This window comes from Burkholderia sp. WSM2230, from assembly GCF_000472445.1.
GTDB lineage: Bacteria > Pseudomonadota > Gammaproteobacteria > Burkholderiales > Burkholderiaceae > Paraburkholderia.
This window is the reverse complement of sequence record NZ_AXAJ01000001.1, coordinates 921169-946055: the sequence shown is the minus strand read 5'-3', so window position 1 is coordinate 946055 and position 24887 is coordinate 921169. Positions and strand designations below refer to the sequence as shown.

Genomic DNA, 24887 nt, shown 5'->3' with positions numbered 1-24887 from the left:
AGGCCGCTGGCTCCGCAACCAACGCGCCCCCGCCTCCCCTCAAACCGCGGACGATGCGAACGCGTAGCCGTCCTTGCCGCTACGCTTGACCTGATACATTGCTTCGTCGGCGGCGGCAACGAGGCGGCGATAGTCGGCGACCGGATCGGGATAGCTCGCAATGCCGATGCTTGCGCGAACCATGCCCACGCTCATCTGTTCATCGGTGCGCTCCACGCAGTCAATCAGGCGCTGCGCGATGTGACGCAATTCCTCCTGCGCGCAAAACTGGTGAACGAGAACCGCGAACTCATCGCCGCCGATCCGCGCGACGACGTCGTCTCTGCGCACCGATTCGCGAAAGCGCTTCGAGACCTCGATCAGAAACTCGTCGCCTACCCGATGGCCCAGCGAATCGTTGACCTGCTTGAAGCCGTCGAGATCCACATACAGGACGGCCATTTTGCGCGCGCTTGCGTCCGTGGAAGCCTGCATTGCGGCCTCCTGCAATGCGGCAACGAGCTTGCGCCGGTTCGCGAGGCCAGTCATCGGATCGTGTAGCGCCGCATGCTCGAATTCGTGCGACTGGCCGGCCAGTTGCCGGTTGCGCTTTGCGTACATGCCGAGCGCCGTGATCAGCATGCAGAACAGCAGCGCGGCGATCGCAATCAGCATGCGCGAGACGAGGGTAATCCGTTTGCGGATGTCGGCACTGTGCGCGTCGCGTTGCGCGTGCCAATAGGACGACGCGTTCTCGAGCAACGCGTCCATTTCCGTCAGCGTGGCATCTGGCAATAACACGGACGAAGGCATACGCGGCGCGCCGGCGGGGCTCGCATTCACGAGCGCGGCGAGCGACGCAAGGCGCCGCGTGAGCTCTGCGCGCGCGTCGCGATAGCCGCTGGCGGCGGTATCGTGCGCGCCTGGCACCTGGTCCCAGACGCCGACACGCGCGCGCGCCGTTTGTGCGTGCTCGACAGCCTCGAGCACGAGGCTCGCGTATTCCTGTTTGACCTGATCGGAGAACACGGTTTTGATCTGCAGCGCCAGATACAGCAGGCCGATCAGCAGGCACAGCAGGGACGCTACGGCGACCGTGGCGGGTCCATGCGTGAGCCGCCAGCCGTTGGCGCGCAGCGGCCCCGGGCGCCACCCGAAAAGCGGCTCAGGGATGCGAGTAGAGGTCTTGCTGACTTCCGCTGCCATGTCGATAGCTGACGCGTCGAAAGAAGGAGCCCATGCGTGCAAAGAGATTGCCTTTACGCCGCGGACTGGTGGCTGACGCACGCCGTTCCTGCTGTGCGTATTTCGCTTCGCGCGCCGTGCGGGTCGATGCAAGCTGCGGCGCCGCGGTTGCGGAGGTGCCGGCGCTGGCTTGCGTCGCGCGAAGAGAGACGGCCGGTGTGGCGGCCGAGGTCGAGGGCGCATCGGCGGTGTCGTCCGCGAGCACTTCTTCATCCTGAGGACGTATGATCTCGCCCGCCCAGGTCGACGGCTTGCGATGTTCGTCCACGCTCGCCGCCGACGATTGGGCTGGAATTGCCGGCAAGTCGAGCAGCGCGATGGCGTCGGCGGGCCCACCCGTCGCGACGCCAGGACTGCGGCCGGGAGCGCCAGGCGCGGACATCGCGAGCGGTGCTGGTGCGGGTGCTGCCAATGCAGAGGACGGCGCAATCTCCGCGCTGGTCTCCGGCAAACCGCCGGCATTCTCCGACGATTTCGCCAGCACGGCCGCAGCATTGTTCGGCGCAGGCATGCGCAACGCCTGGCGCGCGCGGGCAATGGCCTCCGCGTAGGTCTGCTGATCGCTGTTGAACCAGACGCCGTAAGCGACGGTGCCCACCACGCCGAAAGCGAGCGCGCTCGCCGCGGCCACGCACAGCGCAAGTCGCCCGAAGCGCGGCGTCACGCCGGCTGCTAGCGCAGTTGCCCGGTCGGGGTCCGCATCGTCGTCGGCGGTGTGAACATGAGGCAAGTCAGGATCGTTGTACATCGCAATACGCTCCGCAATTCTTCCGTCTGACGCTGCATCAGGCCTGGTTCATATAATTCGCACGGTCGATGCAAACGCTGCTGGAAGAATGTAACTCTCTCATCCGATAGCGACAACACGACTGGCTCTGCTTCACACGTCTGTTCGGCAGATCGCATTTGAGGCTGCAAAAGCAGGTAAAACCTTCAAGGCCGCATGCACATGCGACAAAATTCTGGCGTGTCGAGCCGGCCGGCCCCACTGCGAAGGCCTGTTGCGCGGAGTAACGAGGCCGGCAACATGCGCGGGGCCTAACACCATGCAATAAGCGGGCCTGTCGTGGCGGATTTTGACGGCCTGCCCGGACGCGCGCTTCGCGCGCTTGAAAGACGCGCCATAGTCGCACGGAAATAGTTGCGTGATCCACAGATCGAGTATTTTTCACGCGGTCTGGTGCTGGGGGAGAAGCATGACATGCTGGCCGCGCGATCCGTGAGGGCCGATTGTGCTTCTGTCCGCAAAAGTCGAGCGATGGCACATTTAGCGGAGGTTTCGGCACAAAATCACTATGGCGAAAACCGGACGCCTGGCGGCTTCGGCAGAGCCGCACTCCCAATTATTGAACCGTAATGGTCTCTTTCATATTCGGATGAATGCCGCAAAACACGTTGTACACGCCCGGCTTGTCGAACCTGTACTGATACGTATCGTTCTGATCGAGCGCCGCTGAGCGGAACATACCCGCATCGTTGACCACGGTATGCGGTTCGCCGTCGAGGTTTTTCCACGTCACGGTGGACCCCGCCTTGACCGTGAGCGCCATCGGCGAAAACATGAAGTTTTTGATCACCACCTGGCCGGGTGTTTCCGCCCACGCCGAAAGCATGCCCGCGCCCGCGAGGAACGCGGCGCCGACACACAGGCGAAAACATCCGCGGCGAATAAAATCGTTTAGCATGACTGATCTCCCTGGAGGTGGGGCTGTGCTGCTACGACACGAGCGTCGCGTCGGCGAGCGTCGCTCCGAGCGGATGACGCGCAATGGTGACACTGGTCACGCCGAGCATCTTCGGAAGCTGATTGCTTGCGACCGTCAACGGACCGGGGCCCGCACCCTGGCCCGCGGCCGGCTGCGGATAAGCGGTGGAGCGCGCGGTGTGGAAGGTGACATTGCCCTCCACCTTCGAAACGATCTGGTGGATATGGCCGTTCAACACAGTGACGGAGCCGAAGCGTTTCAGATAGCTCATCGCCTCGCCTGCGTCGCCGGTGCCCCAGCCCCACGGCTCGTAGATCGTCCACATGGGCATGTGCGCGAAAACCACAATTGGCGTGCTCGACGAGCGCGCCTTCAGGTCGTTCTCGAGCCACTTCAATTGTTCGTCGCCGAAACTGCCGAGCCCGTTCGGCTTGAAGTGCATGACGTTCACCAGCCCCACGAAGTGCACGCCGTCGTGGTCGAAGCTGTAGTAGCCCTTGTTATCCGACGCCTTGCCGAAGCGGCTGAAGTACTCGGCTCCGGGTCCGTCGGTTACGTCATGCTCGCCGGGCACCGTATGCAATTCGGTGACGGGCAGTCCAGACAGCAACTGCGCGGCCAGATCGAACTCGGCTGCTTTCGAAAGATGCGTGATGTCGCCGGTATGAATGGCGAGCGCCGGCTTGACCGGCATTGCGTTGACGAACTCTATGGTCTGCTTCAACGTGCCGGCGACATCGGGATTGGCTTCCTTGTTAAAGCCGATATGCGTGTCGCTCAGCTGCAGAAAAAGCGGCACGCCGGCAGTCGTGGCGGGTTTGCCGTCGGCGGCCAGCGCGAGTTGGACCGGCGTGAGAACGCCGCCGGCAAGAACGAACAGCGTGCCCGCGCCGCCGAACGCAAGACATTTCAGCGCGCCGCGGCGCGCCGGATCGAATGAATGTGACGACATGTTGGCCTCACGATGACGGGCCACCGACAGAACGCCGGCTCATCCAGCGTTCTTCGGTCCCGGTTCGTCAGGCATGACTGCGGCCGCAGGGGTTTTATTCCCAGCGGCCGCAAATTGCTGCATGCAGCGCAAACCTGCGTGGCCGACGCCGTTTCGACGACGTCGGTTATGCCCGACGTCGGTTATGCCCTGTCTCGGCTTACTGCTCTGGCGCCTTCTGCCGCAGCTTGCCCTGGTAGCGGATGGTCGGACGCAGCGACTGCGTGGTCGGCGCCGGGGCTTTCAACAGTTGGCGGGCGACCATTGCGTTCGCCGAACTGAGCGAGCCGATGCTCGTTTCACGCGACGGGTCCGCGAGACCATGCGCAACGAGCAGTTTCGCTTCCAGCTGCAAGCTCGTCAGCAGAACCGGATCCGTCAGCGCACTGCTTTGTGCGAGCAACTGGCTCCACGCGCTGTTGCTGTAGTTCGTCACGTAGTAGTCGAGGCCGCTCGGATCGGCGAGCACCGCGGAACAGCCATTCAGCCGCACCTGCGTTTGCAGGTCCTTCATCGCGACCGTCTTGCGCGAAGTGAGTCCGTCGCCATAAGCAAGCGTCAGCGGAATGGTCCACTGCGTTCCGGGATACTGGTTCTGATTCGGGAACGGCGCCTGTTTCAGCGTCACGATGGTCTGGTTCGTCGTCAGGTCGCATTGGGTGTCGAGCGAGATCAGCGGCACGCCGGTTTGCCGCACGAAGCTGTCGCCAATCGCGGCCATCGGCTGGCCGCTCGCTTTCGTTAGCTCGTCCCACAGACGCTTCGGCGTCACGTTGCCAAGCGCGTAGTCGGCCAGATACTGCTGCAGACCCTTGCGCATCGTTTCCTCGCCGAGATAGTTCTCGAGCATCTTCAACACGTGGCCGCCCTTGTCATACGTGAACGCGCTCGCGCTCAGCACGAAGTCGTTGGAAGCCCAGCCATTGAAGTTCGGCTGCACCGGGAACGCCGTGGACTTCAGATCGGCGTTGATGACCGCGTACTTGTTCTTCACGTCGTCGACCCAGCTGAAGCGGTCGGGGAAGAAACGCACCTTCGTCTTGTTCTCGAAGAACGTGGCAAACGATTCGTTCAGCCACACGTCGTCCCACCAGTCGAGCGTGACGAGATCGCCGAACCATTGGTGCGCCGCTTCGTGCGTGAGCACGGTCACGCCATAGTCGGACATGCTCGTGCCCGGCGCCGGCAGGATGTCGTCGGCGAATTCGAGAATCGCGCCCCAGTTCTCCATGCCGCCGAAGTTCAAGTCCTTCTGCTCCTTGAACGCGTCGTTCGCGGCAATCGTGTCGAACTTGGTGAGCGGCAACGCGATGCCGGTGTAGCGATAGTAGTAATCGAGCGCCTGCTTGGTCTGCTGCATTGCGGGCCTCGCCCACTCCCGCATGCCGGGCGGCGTGAAAATGCGCAGATGCAGGCCTTTGCCGTCAGGCAGCGGACTCGTGAAGTCGTCTTCGAGAATGTCGAACTGACCTCCGCCGAAGAACAGCAGATACGAAGGCATGGGCGGGGTCTTTTCGAACGACACCAGCTTGTAGCCGCCGCCTACGTTCACGGGGGGCTTTTCGGCCGCATTCGACACGACGTTCCAGTTCTGCGGCACTTCCGCGCTCACCTCATAGGTGGGCCGGAACGCCGGCTCGTCCCAGCCGGGGAACCATTGCCGCGCGAGATTCGACTCGCCCTGCGTGAGAATCGCGCCGCTCGTCGTACCGTCGGTCGCCTTCAGATCGACGCGGAAAACGCCCTCCGCCGCCGAACAGCCAGGATACTGATCGTCGCCGCAACTGCCGCCGGTTTTCGTCACCGGGTCGTCGTAGCTCTTGAAGTTGATGATGCCGCTCCACTCCATATGCAGCGAGTAGTTGCCCGCGGCGATCTGGCCGCTGACGGGCCGCAGCTGGTAGAAGTCGCCGTCGTCCTGCGGCGTGGCGATCAGCGCAACGTTGCCCGGCTGAAGCATGATCGTGCCGTTGGTGAACTTGATGCGATGCCCGGCAATCGTGATCGCGTTGACCGCCTTGAGCACCTTGATCTGCACGTCGGCGCGGCCGTCGAACGACGACAGCGCCGGGTTCGGTCTGAACCACAGCTTGTAGTTGACGGGCGTTACCGTGTTGGGCAACTCGACCGGCTGCACAGTCCTGTCGATCGACGTGTCCGCGACCGCCGCGCTCGCCGGCGGCACCAATGCGGTGTCGGATGCGCTCGCCGGAGTTTGTGCCGATTTGCTCGTTAATGAAGCCGAGCCGTCTCCTCCGCCGCAACCGGCCATTACCATTATTCCGGCTAACGCGAGGCACTGCATCTGCAATCGGAAATTTATACGCATTTTAATCCTCGACTGACAATATCGGTATTAAACAAAGTGCGTTGAGTCACTTCAGCCGTGTTTCTCTTTTTTCAGCGAAAAAGGTCTCCCGCACTCGCACCGATTTGCGAGCGAGAATATCTGGACGTGTTATACCCTCAGCACTAGCGGCTGATTTTCATAATCGCAGATCCATTTATTACAAAGCTTTCATAAAGACAATTACTGCGGTCGAGCGGATCGGCCGGATAAGCGCACCCAGCCTGCCTTTCGGGAAGCTCGATGAACCACCAATCAGTTTTGACGACAGTGCGTAGCCTAGTTTGGCAAACGTTATCGTGTCAACTTCCTTTCACAAACTTTCCTGAAGTCGCACGCAGGTGTATGCAATACGAATCGACCTGCCAATTGCCTCGAATTCATACTCTAAACATGGGATTTTCACGGCGTGACTACGGAAAACTTTTTATTTTCCAATTGCCGGATGTGATAAGGCGAAAGGTGGGCCGCCGATGGATAAATCGGCGGCCTTTTTTGTACTATCAGTTGAGTTCAGCGGGACCTGTGGGAAGATCCCGCTGTGGAAATCGCGGCGTTCACGATGACGCTGCGAAAGAGGTTTCCAGCGTAAGGCCGCGCCCGGAGCAGCTGGAACCGCGGTTACACGCCGCTGCCGCCCACGGTTTTCAGGCTCTTCCATTGACCTTGCTGCACCTGGAACAGGGTGTACGGCGGTTTGATGAGGTCCCCGTACGGATCGAACGTAATGTGGCCTGTCACTCCCTTCACAGCGACCTTGGAGAGGCTCTGAACGATCTTCGCGCGATCCAGCGAATCGGCGTTGTGAATCGCGTCGATCATCGCGAGCGCGGCGTCATACGCGAACGGCGCATATAGTTCGACATCCTGATTGAAACGGGCCTTGTAGCGTTTTCCGAACTCCTGCGCGGCGGGCAGCTTGTCGAGCGCTGGTCCGGGCTCGAGATCCTGAGTGCCGTCCGCGGCATTGCCGGCGATCTGCAGGAATGCATTGCTTTTCAGCGCGCCTGCGCCGAACAGTTGCGTACGCATGCCGAGCGAGCGCATCTGTTTGACGAGCATCGCGCCCTGCTCATCGAGCCCGCCGAAGAAAATCAGATCCACATTTTTGCTCTTGAGCGTAGTGAGAATGGCGCGGAAATCGACAGCCTTGTCGTTCGTGAACTCGCGGTCGACAATCGTGCCGTTTGCTTCCTTCACGCCTTTTTCGAAGGCGTCCGCAAGACCCTGGCCGAATGCGGTGCGGTCGTCGATAATCGCAATGCGCTTGGGCTTCATCTGCTCGACCACGAAATGTCCCGCCACCACGCCGCCAACGCCGTCGTGGCCCATCGTGCGGAATACGTTCTTGAAGCCCTGCTTGGTGAGCTGCGGATTGGTCGAACCGGGCGTGATCATCGCGAGATTCGCCTGGTGATAAACGGTGGACGCCGGAATGCTGCAGCCCGAATTGTAATGACCGATCACGCCGACCACGCCGTCGTCGACGAGCTTTTGCGCGACCTGGATCGCGACGCGCGGATCGGCCTGATCGTCCTGAACGTCGAGCACGAATTTCACCGGCTTTCCGCCGACCGTGGGATGCTTCGCGTTTGCCTCGTCGAGCGCGAGTTGAGCGCCGTACTGCAGATCTTTGCCGACGCGTGCAACAGGGCCCGTCAACGGCCCGACGAAACCGATCTTCACCACCTGCGCGTCGTCCGCCCACGAAGACGGCAGATATGCGGCAAGCGCACATACAGTGGCACTCAACAACCAATAGCGGCGATTCATGATGCACTCCTTGCGAGTTGTGACGTCGCGCGTTCGTATGTGTAGGCGGTCCGATGCGCGACGCGTCGAAACGTCCTGCTTAAGCGGCGATGAAGCCAGCCTGGAAAACTGTTCAGTGGACGCCTCCGTGCATCAAAAACGCGTGGCCGCGTAAGGCGCAAGATCGAGCAGCGGCGCACGCTGCGCGACCAGATCCGCGACGATGCGCCCGCTCACGCCGGCGAGCGTCACGCCAAGGTGCTGATGCCCGAACGCATAAATCACGCGGACGCTCGCGCGCGACGCGGCGAGAACCGGCAAGCCGTCCGGCAGCGTTGGACGCAAGCCGAGCCAGTTGCTATCCGGCTGCTGCAGCGCGGGCAGCGCGCGCCGCGATGAGAAGGTCAGCAGATCGAGCAGCGAACGGTTCTTCGTATCGCCGAAACCCGCCAGTTCGACGGTGCCCGCGACGCGCAGGCCGTCCGTCATCGGCGTCATGTAAAAGCCGCGCTCGGCCCAGCCCACCGGCCGCGAAATCAGTTGTTGCGCGCCGGGAAAGCGCACGTGATAGCCGCGCTCCGTGTCGAGCGGCACCGCGTCGCCGCACTGGCGCGCGAACTGCGCGGAGCGCGCCCCCGTCGCCACCACCACATGGCTGAAGCTGCGCGCGAGACCGCCTGCGTTGAGCGTTACGCCTTCTGCGCCAGCTTCGATGCTGTCGACGGCGACGCGTTCCAGCGTGAGCCCCTGGGCCGCAAGCTGTTCGAAGAGCGTCTGCAGGAATCGCTGCGGATCCGAGAAATGCCAGCTATGGGAAAACAGCACACCGCGCTCGAAGATCGGTGCGAGAGAAGGCTCCAGCGCGCGGATGCCGGCGCCGTCGAGCACCTCGAACGCGACGCCGAGTTTGCGCCGCAACGCGAGCGAGGCTTGTGCGGCATCGAACGAAGCCTTGCTCGAATAGAGGTAAAGACACTCGCGCGGGCGCACGAAGCGCGCCAGTTGGCGATCGGAGAGCAAAGGCGCATACGCGTCGTGCGCCTTGGCAAGCAACGCGGCGAGCGCGCCCGCACTCGCTTCGTAACGGCGCGGCAGCGAACTCATCATGAAACGCGCGAGCCACGGCGCGAGGTGCGGCAGATAACCCCAGCGCAAGCGGAACGGACTGTCGTTCGAGAGCAGAAAACGCGGCAGATCGCGAAACACGGACGGGTTGTTCACCGGAATGCAGGCATACGGCGCGAACGTTCCGGCATTGCCGAACGACGCGCCCTGCCCCACTCCCGCCGGATCGAATAGCGTGACGCGGTGCCCGTCGCGCATCAACGCCGCGACGCTCGCGAGGCCGATAAAGCCCGCGCCAATGATCGCGATGTGCGGCATTATTGGCGGCCTTTCGGTAGGCGCCGCACACGCCGCGCGGAAACACACGGCGGCGCATATTGCCGGGCTGCGGACTGCTGGATGCGCATCGAAAGTTTCTCCAGATCAAGACGGCGACGGGCGCAGTGGCCCGAACCATGTCATCAGAATCACACAATATTTTTTTGTGTGCAATTAAAACGCTGATTGTGTGGCCTGGCACTTTCCCTGGATGCTGACTCCCGGACCGGGCCGGACTCGCCGCGAGTCCGCCGCAAGTCCGTCCACTTGCAGCCGCACTGCCGCACTCCACCGATTCATTTCTTGCAGCCGTCGCCCACTGGTATAGAATCGCCAAAACTCCGCACAATCGCGGACAAAGCAGTTTTGTACGGAGACGTCGTTTCTTATGGCTTCTGCAAAAGGCGCAGCGCGGGGCGCCAATGGGTCGTCCGCGCAGGTGAAGCGCTCTACGTACATCGAGGTGTCGAGTTCGATCGAGAACGAGATCCGCAGCGGCGTCTATCCGCCCGGCAGCCGTCTGCCGCCGCAACGGCAACTGGCAACCGACCTGGGCATCAACGTGTCGACCGTCTCGCGCGCGTACAAGGAGTTGCAGTCGCGCGGTCTCGTGATCGGCAGCAAGCGGCGCGGCTCGCTCGTCACGGGCGGCGCGATGCCGAGCGTGGAGCCGGCGCAGGCGGCGAGCAATGCAGCGATCGACCTGACCGTCAATCGGCCCGCCACCGGCGAATTTCTGAACTGCCTCGCGCGCACGCTTGCCGAATTGCCGCGCGATCCACGCTATGCGCAGTTGCAGGAATACCAGCCGCCGCAGGGGCCTCTGTGGGCACGCGCAGCGGGCGCGCAGTGGATGGCCGCGCCGGGCTTCACGCCGGAGGCCGGGAACGTGGTGGTGACGAGCGGCGCGCAACATGGTTTGTACGCGGTGCTCAACAGCCTGATCGGAACGGACGGCGTGATTCTCGCCGACCAGCTCACTTACTACGGCCTGAAGGCCCTCGCGCCGGTGTTCCAGTTCGAGATCGTGGGCATTGCGAGCGACCGCGACGGCCTGCTCACCGATGAAGTGGAACGCGTCTGCAAGCGCATGCCGGTGAAGGCGATCTTCACGGTGCCCAATCTGCAGAATCCGACTGTGATTACCATGAGTCTCGAGCGGCGCATGGCGCTCGTCGACATTGCGCGGCGGCATGATGTGGCGATCATCGAAGACGATGTGTACGGGCCGTTGGTGTCGCAGCGTCTGCCGACTATCGCGAGTCTGTGCCCCGAGCGCACGTTTCATCTCGCGGCGACCTCGAAGATTCTCGCGCCCGGCTTGCGGCTCGGGTATCTGCTGAGTCCGCCGGACAGCGCCGCGCTGTGTGCGGAAGCCGTGCGCACCACGGCCTGGATGCCCGCGCCGATGTCGATGCTGATCGCCTCCGTGTGGATAGAGGACGGCACGGCGCGCCGCATCATGGACGCGCAACTCGCCGAAATTCGCGCCCGTCACGATCTCGCGCGCGAATTGCTGCCGCAGGAATTGTTGCAGGCCGACCCTGCGTGCATGTTCGTCTGGTTGAAGTTGCCTCTGCCCTGGCGTGCCGACGACTTCGCCGCGAATGCAAAGGCGCGCGGTGTGGTCGTGATGCCCTCATCGGCATTTGCGGTGGACCGCTCGGAAATCGAGCACGGCGTGCGGATCAACCTCGCCTGTGCGGCGAGCCGCGATCAACTTGTCAGTGCTTTACGGCTCCTCGCCGGCACGCTGAAAGATCGTCCGCGCGCGCTGTTCGGCACGATCTGATGCGCCAGGTCAGACGCGCGAGGTCCGCAACGGTCTGAAGAAGCTGCGGATCTCCGCTGCAAGCAGGTCCGGCTTCTCCATTGCGGCAAAGTGGCCACCGCCTGGCATGTCCGTCCACTGCGTGACGTTGAAGGTCCTCTCGAGCCAACTGCGCGGCGGATGACTGATCTCTTTCGGAAAGCGTGCAAAACCGACCGGCGGCACCACGCGTCGAGCTTCGGCGAAACGCATCGGCTGGAGACGGTTTTCCCAGTACATCTGCATGGCCGGTCCAATGCTCTGCGTGTACCAGTAGAGCGATATGTTGCTCAGCAACTCGTCCTTCGAGAACACGCGCTCGACTTCGCCTTCGCAATCGCTCCACGCGCGGAATTTTTCAGCAATCCACGCAGCGAGGCCCACGGGCGAATCGTTCAGCGACGCTGCGAGCGTGAGCGGCTTCGTCATGTGCACATGCGAGTAGCCGCCCTCGAGCGCGGCCCACTCGTTCCTGTCGCGCAGAAAGCACTCTTCTTCCGCGCTCAACGGTTGTTGCGTCGCGCCGATGGCAGGCTCGTAGGAGCCAGGCAGAAAATTGAGGTGGATGCCGTCGACCACCTGCGGATGCCGCGCAGCAAGCGCAATAGATACACCGGCGCCAAGGTCGCCGCCTTGCGCACCGAAGCGGCTATAACCGAGGCCGTTCATCAGGGACGTCCACACATCCGCGACCTGAAACGCCGACATGCCAGGCCGCGCGGGCGCCTGTGAGAACGCAAAGCCAGGCAGCGAAGGCACGACCACGTCGAACGAATCCGCAGGATCGCCACCGAACGCGGCAGGGTCGCACAGCCGCTCGAGCAGAGCCTCGAATTCGATAAACGAGCCCGGCCAACCATGAGTGACAACCAGCGGATAAGGCGCCGGGCCCACGCCGCGCCGATGCACGAAATGCACTCGCTGTCCCTCTACGTCGGCCATGAATTGCGGCTGCCGGTTCAGGCGCTGCTCTGCCGCGCGCCAGTGGAACTGGTCGGCCCAATAGGCGGCAAGCTCACGCAGCCATGCCGCGTCCACGCCCTGCTGCCACGCGGGCGACGGCGTCGCGGGCGCCCAGCGCGTTGCGCGAATCCGTCGACGCAGATCGTCGATGTCGTCTTCAGGCACGGAGATTCGAAACGGCTCGATTTGCATGGGCGTCGTCCACTGAAGCAGTCGATAGAACGCATTCTGCGTCGCGAGATGCGGGATGCGCGGCAATGAACTCGCATGAACCACAAAACTATCGGCATGGTACACAATGCCCACTGTTCCGTTTCGTGCGCTGGAGATCGACATGCTGGGAGCGCTGGCCGCCCTGCTTACTTTTCAATGCCTTGGAGAAGGCGTGTCCTACGTGTTCCATTTGCCGGTGCCGGGCCCGGTGATCGGCATGCTGCTGCTGTTCGGCTTCCTCATGATGCGCCCGCAAACAGCGGATGCCATCGAGCCCACCGCGCTCGAATTGCTGCAGCATCTGTCGCTGCTGTTCGTGCCGGCGGGCGTCGGCATCATGGTCTCGGCAAGCCGCATTCGCGGCGATGCAATTGCAGTGATCGTTTCGATTGCCGTCAGCACCACGCTGGCAATTGCTGTTGCCGCGCTCGTCACGCGCGCGTTGATGCGCCGGCAGCAACGCCGGCAATCGCACGATCGCGCCGACGCGGAGGCCGCACAATGACCGCCTTACCGAAGCTCGGCGCGATCTGGGTCTATCTTGCAGCGAGCCCGCTGCTTGGCCTCACCATCACGTTGATCGCGTATCTGATCGCGCAGACCTTGTATGCGAAGGCGCGTTTCAATCCGCTCGCTAATCCGGTGCTGGTCGCGGTCGCGCTGCTCGTCGCAGTGTTGGAGATCACCGGCACGCCATACGCAACGTATTTCGAAGGTGCGCAGTTCGTGCACTTCCTGCTCGGTCCCGCGACGGTCGCGCTCGCGTTGCCGCTCTATCGTCAGTGGCCGAAGCTGCGGCGCTATGCGTTGCCGCTCTTCGGCGGACTGGTCGCCGGCTCGTTGACAGCGATTGTCTCGGCAATCGGCGTGGCGGCGTTATTCGGCGCATCGCATCCGACGCTCGCGTCGCTCGCCCCCAAATCCGCGACGACGCCGATTGCGATGGCCGTTGCGTCGCAAATCGGCGGCATTCCCTCGCTAACCGCAGTGCTGGTTATATCGACGGGCGTGTTCGGCGCTGTCTTCGCGCGCGCCATTCTCAACGCGCTCAGAATCGCGGAGCCCGAAGTGCGCGGTTTCGCACTTGGCATTGCGTCGCACGGCATCGGCACGGCGCGCGCCTTTCAGGTCAGCGAACAGATGGGTGCATTCGCGGGGCTCGGTATGGGGCTCAACGGCGTGTTCACCGCTTTTGTGGTTCCGGTGCTGATGCCTGTCATCGCGCGCTGGCTGGGTATCTGAGCGGCGGGCCACGGCGGTCGCAGCCCCGATCGGTAAACACGGGGCGGCGCCACTCTCCATAACAATTCGCCATCCGAAATAATCGACGCGCGACCGGTTCGACGCATCGAACCATGTCGCACGAATCGGCAACGCAATTCACCCCGCATAGTTTGAAGCAAGGCCGGTTTTGTGCCATGCTAGCCACGCCCCGAACGCAGGTCACGGCAGGTCATCAAAACAGAGGGTGTGAGAGGCAGACCAATCCTGTTGTCCATTCCTTCAGGAGGAGACATGATTGTGTCATCGCAAGCGCGCAGCATTCGCTGTGCCGGCCGCGCGCCCGGCATGCCTGGCTGTCCCAACGGTTTCCCGCAGCCTTCCCTTCCTGGTGCCCGCACAAAGTACCTGCATCGCGCGGCTGCCGTTTCGAGCGTCGCCTTCCTCATTGGTCTTTCATCGGTCTGTCACGCCGACACGCAGGTCGGCGGCACGCTTCCGCCCGCGCCGGACATACTGTATGGCGAGCTTTTTGCTGCGGTGCAAACGGCGCAGATCTATCCGGACCAGAAGACCTTCGTCGACGCAACGCCGAATGCCGACCCCGCCGTCATCGTGCAGCTTTATCAGCAGCAGAAGAACAACTCGCAGTTCTCGCTCGCGAACTTCGTGAACCAGTACTTCACGCCGCCGAGCGAACCGGTGATCACGCCGCCCGCTAACCAGACGCTGCGCGAGCACATCAACTGGTTATGGCCCGCTCTGACCCGCACGACCACCAGCGCGCCGCCCAACAGCTCGCTGATTCCGTTGCCGAAGCCCTATGTAGTGCCGGGCGGACGCTTTCGCGAAGGCTACTACTGGGACACCTATTTCACGATGCTGGGCCTGCAGGAAGCGGGCCGCGAAGATCTCGTCGACAACATGCTCGACAACTTCGCGTACATGATCGACAAGTTCGGCCACATTCCCAACGGCAATCGCACGTACTACCTCGACCGCTCGCAACCGCCCTTCTTCTCGCACATGGTGGAGCTCGCGGCTAAAGTGGAAGGCCACGGCGTCTATCAGAAGTACCTGCCTGCGCTGCGCAAGGAATACGGCTACTGGATGCAGGGCGAGAGCTCGACGCCGGCCGGCTCAGCCACGCGCAACGTGGTGGTGATGCCCGACCGCACTGTCCTGAACCGCTATTGGGATGAGCTTGACACGCCTCGCGACGAATCGTATCTGGAGGACATACAGACCGCGCAAAAGGCGACCGGCCGCAATCCGAACGACGTGTACCGTGAACTGCGCGCCACCGCCGAAAGCGGCTGGGATTTCAGCTCGCGCTGGTTCGGCGACAACATGACACTTACGACGGTGCGTACCACGTCGATCATCCCGGTCGATCTGAACAGCCTGATGTTCCACCTGGAGATCACCATCGCGAAAGGCTGCGGCGAGACGCGCGATTTCCGCTGTGTCGGCGAATTCGCGGGACGCGCGACGAAGCGTGCGCTCGGCATCAACCGCTACCTGTGGAATCCGAACGGCTACTACGGCGACTATGACTGGCAGCTCGCCAAACCGCGGGACAACAAGACGGCCGCCATGGTGTTTCCACTGTTCGTCGGCGCTGCCTGGCCGGATCGCGCGAAGAAGACCGCGCAGCAGGTGCAGTCTACGTTGCTGCAGCCGGGCGGCCTCGTCACCACGACCTACAACACCACCCAACAGTGGGACGCGCCGAACGGGTGGGCGCCGCTGCACTGGGTCGCGATTCAGGGCCTTAAGCGCTATGGCCAGGACGCGCTCGCGCAGCAGATCGGTACACGCTTTCTCGCCGACGTAAAAGGCGTCTATGCGTCGGACAAAAAGCTCGTGGAGAAATACGTGGTTGAAGGCGCAGGCACGGGCGGTGGCGGCGGCGGTGAATATCCGCTTCAGGACGGCTTCGGCTGGACCAATGGCGTCACGCTGAAACTGCTCGACCTGTACAGTCCGGGCGAGTAATGCCGCGCGCCTAAGTCGGCCCGGGTCAGGCGGCCCGGCCCATACGGCGCGAGGAGACAAGAAGCAGAGCAACACTAGCCAGCGCCGGGAATACTGTATAAAAACACAGTATAATGACTCGCATGAACCAGTCATTTCCCGGCGCGGTTGTACCCGCCCGGCATTCGATCATGGCGTCCCAGCACGACCTGTTTGCCCCGGAACCGGTCAGCCTGTTCCGCGACAATGAAGGCGGAATACGTTACCTGCCCGAGTCCATCGCGCCCGGTCTCGCGCAACGGTGGTTTGTCGACCTGCTGGACAACGTCGGCTGGAGCAGCCATCAGCGCATGATGTATGAGCGCGAGGTGGCCGTGCCCCGCCTGATAGCCACTTTTCTGCGCGAATCCGCGGACTTGCCCGCGCCGCTCGGCGAAGCGTTCGAAGCAGTGCGCTCACTCGTCGGCGCGCCATTCAATCGCGTGGGTCTCAACCTGTATCGCAACGAACACGACAGCGTCGCGCCGCATAACGATAAGACGGCTAATCTGGTGCGCGGCGCGCCGATCGCAATCGTATCGCTCGGCGCGAGCCGCCGCATGACGATCCGCCCCAAGAAAGGCCCCGGCCGCGCGGTGCATGTCGAGCTGGAGCCGGGCAGTTGCCTCGTCATGAGCTACGCGTCGCAGTTCACTCACGATCACGGCATTCCCAAGCTTGGCGAGAGCGTCGGGCCGCGCATCAGTCTCGCGTTTCGCTGCTACAACGGTCCGCGCGACTAGCCGTGCGTAGCATGGACATTACACGGCAAAAATGTCCGGATTCTCAAGCAAAGGCACGAATTTACCGCTGCGGCCGTCGAGTGCGAGCATCACACCGCTCTCGATGTCGAAAATCCAGCCGTGCAGTTGCAGCGTCTTATTCGCGAGCCCGACCGCGACTGCAGGATGGGTGCGGATGTTCGCCAGTTGCGCGACGACGTTGTCCTTGACCAGCGCATCCAGGCGTTGCGCGGCCGATTCGTAGGTGCGCGACGCGTTGATGGCCTTCGCGGCATCCGCGTGACGCAGCCAGCCCGCCACCGCCGGCAGGTGCTCCAGGTTGGTGTTGGTCGTGATCGCGGTCATCGCGCCGCAGTTCGAATGGCCGCATATCACGATGTCGCGCACGCCGAGCACCGCCACCGCATATTCGACCGTTGCCGATACGCCGCCGGGCTCAGGACCATACGAGGGCACGATATTGCCCGCATTGCGAATCACAAAGAGCGCGCCCGGCTCCGCCTGCGTCAGCAGTTCCGGAACCACACGGCTGTCCGAGCAGGTCACGAAAAGCGTGTTGGGGCTTTGCGCGGTAGACAGGCGCTTGAACAATGCGCTTTGCTGCGGAAACACTTCGCGTTGAAAGCGGATCAAGCCCTCGATGATTTCCTGCACGATGTTCTCCAGGTAGTCGAAATTGCGCTGCGCGGCGCGCCGCCTGCGGCCGCGAGCGATGCGCGCGACTATACCGCGTTGCCGCGCCCTCGGCAGGCGCGCCGCTTCCTGCTCATCCCGCATATCGGTGCGTCGGCGTCAGGCCCGGCGCATGCCGGACCCGCGCGACGCGGCGTCAAGGGCCCGTCTTGTCGAAGTCGCGGGTTTCGAGTTCCACGGATTGCCCGCCGTTCTTTTCGAGCACCCGCTTGGCGGCGTTTTCGATCTGCGCGCGGTTCGCCTCGAAGGTGCCCACGAGATTGTGAGCCGACGGCCCGCCGTTGCCGAAATGATCGTTCAGCGCGTCGAGGGAGACACTGCACCAGACGTCCTTTCCATCGACATTGGCTTCGAAGGCGACGCGCGCGGCCGCCACCACTTCACGGCGTCCGGTGAATTCGATCCTCATAATGACCCTCCATGTGTCGAAAGAATGTCGTCGGTTGCAATCGCTGTGCCACGCCCGCGCGCGCACCGACAGACTGCACGGATTGCTCGCAAGGTGCATACTCGGTGTCGGCCGTCGCCGAGGCACTCTCGGGCACGCGCATCCACTATTCTGATACCAACTTCGCCCCATGTCCCGCAATCCGCAATCGTCGCGCCCTCTGGTCATTGCCGCTGTGATGGCTTCCATGGCGATGGTCGCCATTGAAGCCACCATCGTTTCCACCGCCATGCCGCAGATCGTCGCGCAACTTGGCGACCTGCACTTGTATAGCTGGGTGTTTTCGTCGTTCCTGCTCGCTCAAACGGCAATAACTGTGGTGTTCGGCAAACTCGCCGATCTGTACGGCCGCAAACCGATCATGCTCGCCGGCATTGCTATCTTTCTGCTCGGCTCCGTGCTCGCGGGCTTCGCGTGGTCCATGCCGGCCATGATCGCGTTCCGGCTGATTCAAGGCATAGGCGCGGGCGCCATTCAGCCGGTCACGCTGACGATCGTCGCGGACCTGTACCCCGCGCGCGAACGCGGCAAGGTGCAGGGCTATCTCGCGAGCGTATGGGCGATTTCAGCGGTCGTCGGGCCGATGGTCGGCGGCTTCATCATCCGCAACATGTCGTGGGCGTGGATCTTCTGGATGAACGTGCCGATCGGCCTCGCATCGGCTGCGGGCTTCATTGCGTTCCTGCGCGAATCGGAGCGGCACGCGCGGCCTTCCATCGATTTCGCGGGAGCGGCGCTCTTCATGGCCGCGATCGCCGCGTTGATGACCGCGCTCACCTATGCCGGGGACGACGACCTCGCGCATGCATCGATGGCCGGCGGCGCATTCGTCGTGTGTCTGCTGCTGTTCGTGCTACAGGAGCGCCGCGCCAGGGAACCGATGATCTCGTTCGCACTGTGGAGCCGCCGCCCGATTGCCGCATGCAATGGCGCCACGTTGCTCTCCGGCATGATCCTGATGGGCTCGACCACGTTCCTGCCGATGTACGTGCAAGGCGTGCTGAACCGTTCGCCCGTGATTGCCGGCCTGGCGCTCACGATGATGATGGTCGGCTGGCCGACCGGCGCCACGCTCGCGGCCAAGACGTTTCACCGTATCGGCTTGCGGCGCATGCTGATAGGCGGCAGCACGTTCATTCCCGTCGGCGCGGTGCTGCTGCTGTTTCTCGCGCCGGGCGGCTCGCCGTTGGTCGCAGGGGTGGGCTCGCTCGTCATGGGCTTCGGCATGGGCATCTCGAGCGTCAGTTGCCTCATGCTGATCCAGGAGATCGTGAAGATGGACGAACGCGGTAGCGCGACCGCGTCGAACCTCTTCTCGCGCAATCTCGGCAGCACGCTCGGCGCGACGCTGTTCGGCGCCGTGCTGAACTTTGGATTGAGCCATTCGCAAGGCAGCGCGGCGGTGACATCGGACCAACTGAAGAGCCTGCTGCAGAACCAGGCGGCGAGCCTGGGCGGCAGCGACGCCATCCGCATGGTGCTGCATCAATCGCTGCACCTCACCTTCGTGTCGATCTTCGCGATTGCGATTTTCGTGGTCGTGCTGCTGACGCTCGTGCCGGCAATCAACATCGGCGCGGAGAAAAAGGTGCCGCTCGAGGCGCTGTCACCGCTGGAAGACTGAGCCGTTCAAACGCCTAGGGCCGGGCCGTGGCTACCACCGTGATGCCGCTATCAGGTTGCGCGGGGCGCCTCCAGCCCGTTAGCTTTTGGCGTACAGCGTCGAGTTGGCGAAGCCTTCGGCGGCAAGCACGTCTCCGACGAGAATCAACGCGGTGCGCTCGATCTGCGTCGGCTGCACCTTGCTGAGAATATCGTCGAGCGTGCCGGTGATCTTCTCCTCGTCGGGCCAGGTCGCGCGATAAACCACCGCGATCGGGCACGCGCCGCCGTAGTGCGGCCGCAATTCGTCGACGATACGCGCGAGGTGCCGCACGCCGAGATGAATCGCCATCGTCGCTCGATGCCGCGCGAGATCAGCGAGCTCTTCGCCTTCGGGCATTGCCGTTTTGCTTGCAAAACGCGTGAGAATCAGCGTCTGCGAAATGCCAGGCAACGTAAGCTCGCAGCCGAGCGTCGCCGCGCAGGCAGCCGTTGCCGTCACGCCGGGCACGATCTCATACGGAATCGCGAGTTCGCGCAGTCTGCGAATCTGTTCGCCGATCGCGCCATACAACGACGGGTCACCCGAATGCACGCGCGCCACGTCCTGGCCTTGATCGTGTGCGCGCTTGAGCAAGGCCACGATCTGATCGAGATCGAGCTCCGCTGTGTTGACTACTTGCACCGCCGAATGTCCCTCGAGCACCGCTGCCGGCACCAGCGAACCCGCATACAGAATCACCGGACAGCTGCGCACGAGGCGCTGCCCTTTCACCGTAATCAGTTCGGGGTCCCCGGGACCCGCGCCGATAAAAAACACCGTCATTTAAGACCTCAAAATTGATGCGGACGATTCAGTCCGACGGACGCAGCGCTGCTAGCAGATCCGCTGCGCTTGCGAATTCGCGATCCACCGCGGGCAAGAGCGGGCGGCGCAGCATCACGACAGGCATACCGCGCTCGCGTGCGACTTCGAGCTTCGCTTCAGTCGCGCTGCCGCCGCTATTCTTGCTGACCAGCGCGTCAAAGCCTTGCAGCGCGAAGAGCGCGCGCTCGCCTTCCAGCGTGAACGGTCCACGCGCCGCGAGTATGCGGGCGCGCGGCGTACCCGCGTGAGAGTCGAGACAGCGCACAAACCAGAACTGATGCGCGGGAATCTCGTCCAGATGCCCGAGCGGCTCGCGTCCGAGCGTGAAGAGCGGTCGCCTGAACGGCGCGAGTGCCGCCGTGAGTTCGTTCCAGTTATCGACCATGCGCCAGTCGTCGCCGGCTTGCGGTTGCCATGCGGGCCGGCGCAGCGCCCAACATGGCACGCGAGCCGAGCGCGCCGCCCCAACGGCGTTCGCGCTGATTTGCGCGGCATACGGATGCGTGGCGTCGATCACAAGCCCAATTGCTTCCTGTTCGATGTAGTGCTGGAGGCCTTCGCTGCCGCCAAAGCCGCCCACGCGCACCGCGCAAGGCAGATCGTCGGGCACCTTGCCGAGCCCGGCGAGACTGTACACGTCGCGAGGAGCAAGTTGCCGCGCGATCTGCAATGCGTCGCCGGTGCCGCCGAGCAGCAAAACCCGCGTCATCTTGCGGCTCCAATCAGATTGCCTTGACGGTCGATCGCGAACATCTCGACATGCACCTGCGGCGGTACGATCTCGCGCGCCACGCGAAGCGCATGTCCGCAGACGATGTCCGCAAGCGGCACCTGCTGCGCATGCGCGAGCGCCACAGCCTGCTGGCTCGTATTGGCCGCGCGGATGGCGGCTTGCAACGTCTCGTCGGCGCCATGTTCGGCGGCCCATGCCGCGAGGCACGCGAGGTCGATGCTCGAACTGCGGCTATGCAGATCGAGGTGGCCGGCCGCGAGCTTGCTGAGCTTGCCGAAGCCGCCGCAAATGCTCAGGCGCTCGACCGGCGCGCGTTTCATGTGCTTCAACACCGCGCCGACGAAATCGCCCATTTCGATCAGCGCTATGTCGGGCAAGCCGTAATGTGCGCGCATCGCGTCTTCGCTCGCGTTGCCGGTGCAGGCGGCGACATGCGTATAGCCGTTCGCGCGCGCGACGTCGATGCCCTGATGAATCGACGCGATATACGCCGAGCAGGAAAACGGCCGCACGATGCCCGTCGTGCCCAGTATCGAGAGGCCGCCGACAATGCCGAGGCGCGGGTTCATCGTCTTCTGCGCGAGCGCCTCGCCGCCCTCCACGCCGATCGTCACTTCGAAACCGCCGCGATAGGCGTGCTCGGCTGCAAGTTCCGCGAGGTGCTCGGTCATCATCTTGCGCGGCACCGGATTGATGGCCGGCTCGCCGACGGCCAACGTCAATCCCGCGCGCGTCACCGTGCCGACGCCCGGCCCCGCGCGAAACACCACGCCCGGCTCCGCGACGAGCCGCACGCGCGCGAACACGACGGCGCCGTGCGTGACGTCGGGGTCGTCGCCGGCGTCCTTGATCGTACCGGCTTCGGCGCCCTCATTGGTCAGGCGGCAGAACACGAGCGGCATGGGTACATGCTGGCCCTTCGGCAGCACGATTTCGGCGACCTCGCTCGCGACGCCCGCGAGCAGCAGACGCGCCGCCGCCAGCGACGTCGCAGTGGCGCAACTGCCGGTCGTGTAGCCGCTGCGCAGCGGCGCGGGCTGTTCAGGAGTCTCGTCGCGCATTGCGGTTACGCGGATTGAGTGCGGGATTGACGGCTCGCGGAATCACCGCCGCTGGAAGGCTTGACGACGTCGAGCAAGGTGATCGGCAACGCCTGCCGCCATGTATCGAATCCGCCGAGCGGTTGCGCGTCGGCCAGTGCGATACGCGTGAGGGTGCCGCCGTGGCGCTCCCGCCATGCTGCGAGCGCGGCCTCGCCCTGCAAGGTGACCGCGTTGGCGACCAGCCGGCCGCCGTCGCGCAGATTGGCCCAGCACGCTTCGAGCACGCCGGGCGCCGTCACGCCGCCGCCGATGAACACCGCGTCCGGCGCGGGCAATCCTTCGAGTGCTTCTGGCGCGCGGCCCCCGACGAGTTGCAACCCGGGCACACCCAACGCGTCGCGATTGTGTTCGATGAAGCGCTGCCGCTCCGCGTGCGCCTCAACGGCAATCGCGCGGCAAGCCGGATGCGCGCGCATCCATTCGATGCCAATCGAGCCGCTGCCCGCGCCCACGTCCCACAGCAATTCACCGGGCGTCGGGGCAAGGCGTGCGAGCGTGATCGCGCGCACGTCGCGTTTGGTCAACTGGCCGTCGTGACGAAACGCGTCGTCGGGTAAACCGCACGTGAGCGGCAGACGCGGTGCGCCTTCGGTGGCGTGGCATTCGAGCGCGATCAGATTCAGTGCGGCGACCCCGCCCGCGGACCACTGATCCGCACGGCCGTCGATGCGCCGTTCGGCGTCGCCGCCTAAATGTTCGAGCACGATCATGCGCGTCGCGCCGAAGCCGCGCGCGCTCAGCAAGGCTGCGAGCGCGGCCGGCGTGCCGCCGTCCGCGCTCAATACGAATACGCGCGCGCCGTCGTGCAGATACGCATTTAAGGTCGGCAAAGGCCGGCCGACCAGCGATACCGTGGCCACCTCCTGCAACGGCCAGCCGAGCCGCGCGGCAGCGAGCGACAGCGACGAAGGCGCCGGCAGCACGCGCAACTCGTCAGCCGGCAACTGCCGCATGAGCGTCGCGCCGACGCCGAACAGCATCGGATCGCCGCTCGCGAGCACACACACCGGGCGGCCACGCTCCGCGAAGAGCGGCGCGAGATCGAACGGACGCGGCCACGCGGCACGGCGCGCGGCGAGCCTCGCAGGCAGCATCGACAGATGACGCTCGCCGCCGTAGATCACCGACGCCTCGAGCAACGCACGCCGCGCGGGCCGTCCCAAACCGGCGAAGCCGTCGTCGCCGATGCCCACTACCGTCAGCCACGCCGGCATGCATCCTTCCTCATGTGTTATCTCAAACAATGCGCTGCGCCACGCCGGTCAAAGCGTCCAGCCTCGTTGTGCCATCCGAAAAAAGGCATAATACAGCCGCCGGTGCCCTTCGGGGCCTAACAGGGAACACAGCGCAGAACAGATTGCGCCGTGGCTGCCCCCGCAACTGTATGCAGCGAGTCCGCCTGCGCCAAGCGCCACTGGTTTAACCGGGAAGGCCGCGACGGACGAAGACCTGCGAGCCAGGAGACCTGCCGGCGAGACTGTTCGTGCCAGCCAACATCGGGCGGGGTGTACCGATGCCGCAGCCAAGCCGCTTCACTGCTTGCTCGGGCCGTCGCGCGACGCTAACCGCGGTGTCCGTCTTGAATCGAGCTTCGTCCTCCTCTGTCCTGCCTGACGCGGCGCCTGCGCTGCGGCCCTCGGCGTGTCCGGGGCTGGTGCGGATCGTCGCCGCGCGCGACGGCGGCATCTGCCGGATCAAGCTGCCGGGCGGCGAACTGAGCGCGGCGCAGGCGGAGGCGATTGCAGACGCGAGCGCGCGACATGCGGCGGGTGTGATCGAGCTGACGAATCGCGCGAACCTGCAGCTGCGCGGCGTTCGTGGCGGCGAGGAGGCGGCGCTGATTGCGACGTTGGTCGATGCGGGGCTCGGGCCTTTGGCGCATGCGAATGCCGCAGCTCGCGCCGATGCCCACGCGGGCTCATTCCCCACCCTCACCGCTTCGGCTGCCGCCGACGACGCTTCGTTGCCCGCCCTCACCGCCTGCACCGCCGACGACATCCGCAACGTGATGATCAGTCCCACGGCGGGCCGCGACCCGTCTGCCCGTTTCGACACCAGACCAATCTGCGCGGCGCTGCTCGCGCTGTTGCAAAGCGACGCGCGGTTCGTGGCGCTGTCACCGAAATTCGCGCTGCTCGTGGATGGCGGCGAGCGTCTTGCGCGGCTCGATCATCCGCATGACGTGTGGCTCGCGGCTACGCGCAATGCTTCGGGCGAAATCCACTTCGTGTTCGGCCTTGCGGGTTGCCCGCCTGTGGGTCCGATGCATTCAGCAGCCGCATTAGCGTCCGTCGTGCCGTCGCAAGTCCCCGCGCTCGTGCGCGCGCTGCTGCACACGTTCCTCGACCTCGCGCCGGCCGACGCCACACGCATGCGTCACCTGCTCGCCACCCATTCCGTCGATGCAGTGTTGCAGCACGCGCAAACCTACGTCGACTTCCCGTTAGAGCGCGACGCAGCCCTCGCAAACTGGCGACGCAGCACACCCGCCGACGCCACGCTGCGCGTCGGCGCCCACGCGCAGCGTAGCGCGGGGACATGGCACGTGGGCGGCCAGCCGTTCCTCGGCCGCATCGACGCAAGCACGCTGCAGCGTCTCGCGGCGCTGGCGCGGCAACACGGCAACGCGACGCTGCACATCACGCCGTGGCAAAGCGTGCTGCTGACCGACATCGCCAAGCACGCAGTGCCTGTCGTGCTTGCCGCGCTAAAAGCGCTCGGCTTCGCGTGCAATGCCGATGACCCGGCCGCACGCCTCATCGCGTGTGCCGGTTCGAGCGGCTGCGCAAAGAGCCTCGCCGACACCAAGACAGATGCGCTCGCGCTCGCGAAGCGCCTGCCCGCCGGCGTCGACGTGCACCTGAGCGGCTGCATGCGCTCCTGCGCCGCCGCGCATCGCGCGCCGTTCACGCTTCTGGCCGTGGCGCCGGGCATCTATGACCTATATCGACGCGACGCACAGCCGGGCTTCGGCGAATGCGTCGCGCGCCGACTGACGATCGAGCAGGCCGCCGACACGCTCGCGCCGCTCGCCAGCAGTGAATCGACGCATGACCCAGATGAGTGACACC

General features: G+C 64.0%; 21 protein-coding genes and 1 riboswitch. Of the genes, 7 read left to right on the top strand and 14 right to left on the bottom strand.

Annotated elements, in window-relative coordinates; genetic code table 11:
• Positions 1 to 39: 39 nt before the first annotated feature.
• The 7 genes from A3AC_RS0104295 to A3AC_RS0104265 all read right to left on the bottom strand — a co-directional run bounded on the left by A3AC_RS0104295 (position 40) and on the right by A3AC_RS0104265 (position 9403).
• Positions 40 to 1185, bottom strand: a complete 1146-nt coding sequence (locus A3AC_RS0104295) for a GGDEF domain-containing protein (protein ID WP_025597584.1) — start codon at positions 1183 to 1185, stop codon at positions 40 to 42.
• Positions 1145 to 1972 carry a hypothetical protein gene (locus A3AC_RS0104290; RefSeq protein ID WP_025597583.1) on the bottom strand — a complete coding sequence of 276 codons (828 nt, stop codon included), beginning with the start codon at positions 1970 to 1972 and terminating at the stop codon, positions 1145 to 1147. The genes A3AC_RS0104295 and A3AC_RS0104290 overlap by 41 nt, the downstream gene beginning before the upstream one ends.
• 595 nt (positions 1973 to 2567) lie before the next feature.
• A complete protein-coding gene (locus A3AC_RS0104285; RefSeq protein WP_025597582.1) occupies positions 2568 to 2909 on the bottom strand; it encodes a cupredoxin domain-containing protein in 342 nt (113 codons plus the stop codon).
• A 31-nt stretch (positions 2910 to 2940) separates the two neighbouring features.
• Positions 2941 to 3882 carry a metallophosphoesterase family protein gene (locus tag A3AC_RS0104280; protein WP_025597581.1) on the bottom strand — a complete coding sequence of 314 codons (942 nt, stop codon included), beginning with the start codon at positions 3880 to 3882 and terminating at the stop codon, positions 2941 to 2943.
• Positions 3883 to 4081: 199 nt separating this feature from the next.
• A complete protein-coding gene (locus A3AC_RS0104275) occupies positions 4082 to 6250 on the bottom strand; it encodes a M1 family metallopeptidase (protein ID WP_025597580.1) in 2169 nt (722 codons plus the stop codon).
• 639 nt (positions 6251 to 6889) lie between these two features.
• Positions 6890 to 8041, bottom strand: a complete 1152-nt coding sequence (locus tag A3AC_RS0104270; protein ID WP_025597579.1) for a branched-chain amino acid ABC transporter substrate-binding protein — start codon at positions 8039 to 8041, stop codon at positions 6890 to 6892.
• A 132-nt stretch (positions 8042 to 8173) separates the two neighbouring features.
• A complete protein-coding gene (locus tag A3AC_RS0104265) occupies positions 8174 to 9403 on the bottom strand; it encodes an NAD(P)/FAD-dependent oxidoreductase (RefSeq protein ID WP_025597578.1) in 1230 nt (409 codons plus the stop codon).
• A gap of 388 nt (positions 9404 to 9791) precedes the next feature.
• Between A3AC_RS0104265 and A3AC_RS0104260 the strand changes: the two genes are divergently transcribed.
• Positions 9792 to 11195 (top strand): aminotransferase-like domain-containing protein, encoded by a 1404-nt coding sequence (locus A3AC_RS0104260; protein WP_025597577.1) that lies wholly within the window; start codon positions 9792 to 9794, stop codon positions 11193 to 11195.
• A 9-nt stretch (positions 11196 to 11204) separates the two neighbouring features.
• On the opposite strand, the gene A3AC_RS0104255 is transcribed toward A3AC_RS0104260, so the two are convergent.
• Positions 11205 to 12368 carry an epoxide hydrolase family protein gene (locus A3AC_RS0104255; protein WP_025597576.1) on the bottom strand — a complete coding sequence of 388 codons (1164 nt, stop codon included), beginning with the start codon at positions 12366 to 12368 and terminating at the stop codon, positions 11205 to 11207.
• A 142-nt stretch (positions 12369 to 12510) separates the two neighbouring features.
• Here A3AC_RS0104255 and A3AC_RS0104250 point away from each other — a divergent pair, with 142 nt between their 5' ends.
• The 4 genes from A3AC_RS0104250 to A3AC_RS0104235 all read left to right on the top strand — a co-directional run bounded on the left by A3AC_RS0104250 (position 12511) and on the right by A3AC_RS0104235 (position 16369).
• Positions 12511 to 12894, top strand: coding sequence for a CidA/LrgA family protein (locus A3AC_RS0104250; RefSeq protein ID WP_025597575.1), 384 nt, complete (start codon positions 12511 to 12513; stop codon positions 12892 to 12894).
• Positions 12891 to 13631, top strand: coding sequence for an LrgB family protein (locus tag A3AC_RS0104245; protein WP_025597574.1), 741 nt, complete (start codon positions 12891 to 12893; stop codon positions 13629 to 13631). The genes A3AC_RS0104250 and A3AC_RS0104245 overlap by 4 nt, the downstream gene beginning before the upstream one ends.
• A 273-nt stretch (positions 13632 to 13904) precedes the next feature.
• A complete protein-coding gene (gene treA / locus A3AC_RS0104240; RefSeq protein ID WP_025597573.1) occupies positions 13905 to 15608 on the top strand; it encodes an alpha,alpha-trehalase TreA in 1704 nt (567 codons plus the stop codon).
• A gap of 122 nt (positions 15609 to 15730) precedes the next feature.
• Positions 15731 to 16369 carry an alpha-ketoglutarate-dependent dioxygenase AlkB gene (locus tag A3AC_RS0104235; RefSeq protein WP_035474548.1) on the top strand — a complete coding sequence of 213 codons (639 nt, stop codon included), beginning with the start codon at positions 15731 to 15733 and terminating at the stop codon, positions 16367 to 16369.
• An 18-nt stretch (positions 16370 to 16387) separates the two neighbouring features.
• On the opposite strand, the gene A3AC_RS0104230 is transcribed toward A3AC_RS0104235, so the two are convergent.
• Positions 16388 to 17023, bottom strand: coding sequence for a carbonic anhydrase (locus A3AC_RS0104230; protein ID WP_025597571.1), 636 nt, complete (start codon positions 17021 to 17023; stop codon positions 16388 to 16390).
• Positions 17024 to 17198: 175 nt separating this feature from the next.
• Positions 17199 to 17471, bottom strand: a complete 273-nt coding sequence (locus A3AC_RS0104225) for a DUF1488 domain-containing protein (RefSeq protein ID WP_025597570.1) — start codon at positions 17469 to 17471, stop codon at positions 17199 to 17201.
• A gap of 169 nt (positions 17472 to 17640) precedes the next feature.
• On the opposite strand from A3AC_RS0104225, the gene A3AC_RS0104220 reads away from it, so the two are divergent.
• Positions 17641 to 19134 (top strand): MDR family MFS transporter, encoded by a 1494-nt coding sequence (locus A3AC_RS0104220; RefSeq protein WP_025597569.1) that lies wholly within the window; start codon positions 17641 to 17643, stop codon positions 19132 to 19134.
• A gap of 78 nt (positions 19135 to 19212) precedes the next feature.
• On the opposite strand, the gene cobM is transcribed toward A3AC_RS0104220, so the two are convergent.
• The 4 genes from cobM to A3AC_RS0104200 are packed head-to-tail and all read right to left on the bottom strand — an operon-like array spanning position 19213 to position 23030.
• Positions 19213 to 19938 carry a precorrin-4 C(11)-methyltransferase gene (gene cobM, locus A3AC_RS0104215; RefSeq protein WP_025597568.1) on the bottom strand — a complete coding sequence of 242 codons (726 nt, stop codon included), beginning with the start codon at positions 19936 to 19938 and terminating at the stop codon, positions 19213 to 19215.
• 28 nt (positions 19939 to 19966) lie between these two features.
• On the bottom strand, positions 19967 to 20689 hold the full coding sequence (locus A3AC_RS0104210; RefSeq protein WP_025597567.1) for a cobalt-precorrin-6A reductase: 723 nt from the start codon (positions 20687 to 20689) through the stop codon (positions 19967 to 19969).
• Positions 20686 to 21774, bottom strand: coding sequence for a cobalt-precorrin-5B (C(1))-methyltransferase (locus tag A3AC_RS0104205; protein WP_025597566.1), 1089 nt, complete (start codon positions 21772 to 21774; stop codon positions 20686 to 20688). Before A3AC_RS0104205 ends, A3AC_RS0104210 begins: the two co-directional genes overlap by 4 nt.
• A 5-nt stretch (positions 21775 to 21779) precedes the next feature.
• A complete protein-coding gene (locus A3AC_RS0104200) occupies positions 21780 to 23030 on the bottom strand; it encodes a bifunctional cobalt-precorrin-7 (C(5))-methyltransferase/cobalt-precorrin-6B (C(15))-methyltransferase (protein WP_025597565.1) in 1251 nt (416 codons plus the stop codon).
• Between the two features lie 83 nt (positions 23031 to 23113).
• A riboswitch (cobalamin riboswitch) is annotated at positions 23114 to 23303 on the top strand.
• An 83-nt stretch (positions 23304 to 23386) separates the two neighbouring features.
• On the opposite strand from A3AC_RS0104200, the gene cobG reads away from it, so the two are divergent.
• On the top strand, positions 23387 to 24883 hold the full coding sequence (gene cobG, locus A3AC_RS0104195) for a precorrin-3B synthase (RefSeq protein WP_332261454.1): 1497 nt from the start codon (positions 23387 to 23389) through the stop codon (positions 24881 to 24883).
• The last annotated feature ends 4 nt before the right edge of the window (positions 24884 to 24887 follow it).

Bases quoted from the DNA above. Each gene is read 5' to 3' on its own strand.
- A3AC_RS0104295 (WP_025597584.1), bottom strand. From the start codon at position 1,185: ATGGCAGCGGAAGTCAGCAAGACCTCTACTCGCATCCCTGAGCCGCTT.
- A3AC_RS0104290 (WP_025597583.1), bottom strand. From the start codon at position 1,972: ATGTACAACGATCCTGACTTGCCTCATGTTCACACCGCCGACGACGAT.
- A3AC_RS0104285 (WP_025597582.1), bottom strand. From the start codon at position 2,909: ATGCTAAACGATTTTATTCGCCGCGGATGTTTTCGCCTGTGTGTCGGC.
- A3AC_RS0104280 (WP_025597581.1), bottom strand. From the start codon at position 3,882: ATGTCGTCACATTCATTCGATCCGGCGCGCCGCGGCGCGCTGAAATGT.
- A3AC_RS0104275 (WP_025597580.1), bottom strand. From the start codon at position 6,250: ATGCGTATAAATTTCCGATTGCAGATGCAGTGCCTCGCGTTAGCCGGA.
- A3AC_RS0104270 (WP_025597579.1), bottom strand. From the start codon at position 8,041: ATGAATCGCCGCTATTGGTTGTTGAGTGCCACTGTATGTGCGCTTGCC.
- A3AC_RS0104265 (WP_025597578.1), bottom strand. From the start codon at position 9,403: ATGCCGCACATCGCGATCATTGGCGCGGGCTTTATCGGCCTCGCGAGC.
- A3AC_RS0104260 (WP_025597577.1), top strand. From the start codon at position 9,792: ATGGCTTCTGCAAAAGGCGCAGCGCGGGGCGCCAATGGGTCGTCCGCG.
- A3AC_RS0104255 (WP_025597576.1), bottom strand. From the start codon at position 12,368: ATGCAAATCGAGCCGTTTCGAATCTCCGTGCCTGAAGACGACATCGAC.
- A3AC_RS0104250 (WP_025597575.1), top strand. From the start codon at position 12,511: ATGCTGGGAGCGCTGGCCGCCCTGCTTACTTTTCAATGCCTTGGAGAA.
- A3AC_RS0104245 (WP_025597574.1), top strand. From the start codon at position 12,891: ATGACCGCCTTACCGAAGCTCGGCGCGATCTGGGTCTATCTTGCAGCG.
- treA (WP_025597573.1), top strand. From the start codon at position 13,905: ATGATTGTGTCATCGCAAGCGCGCAGCATTCGCTGTGCCGGCCGCGCG.
- A3AC_RS0104235 (WP_035474548.1), top strand. From the start codon at position 15,731: ATGAACCAGTCATTTCCCGGCGCGGTTGTACCCGCCCGGCATTCGATC.
- A3AC_RS0104225 (WP_025597570.1), bottom strand. From the start codon at position 17,471: ATGAGGATCGAATTCACCGGACGCCGTGAAGTGGTGGCGGCCGCGCGC.
- A3AC_RS0104220 (WP_025597569.1), top strand. From the start codon at position 17,641: ATGTCCCGCAATCCGCAATCGTCGCGCCCTCTGGTCATTGCCGCTGTG.
- cobM (WP_025597568.1), bottom strand. From the start codon at position 19,938: ATGACGGTGTTTTTTATCGGCGCGGGTCCCGGGGACCCCGAACTGATT.
- A3AC_RS0104210 (WP_025597567.1), bottom strand. From the start codon at position 20,689: ATGACGCGGGTTTTGCTGCTCGGCGGCACCGGCGACGCATTGCAGATC.
- A3AC_RS0104205 (WP_025597566.1), bottom strand. From the start codon at position 21,774: ATGCGCGACGAGACTCCTGAACAGCCCGCGCCGCTGCGCAGCGGCTAC.
- A3AC_RS0104200 (WP_025597565.1), bottom strand. From the start codon at position 23,030: ATGCCGGCGTGGCTGACGGTAGTGGGCATCGGCGACGACGGCTTCGCC.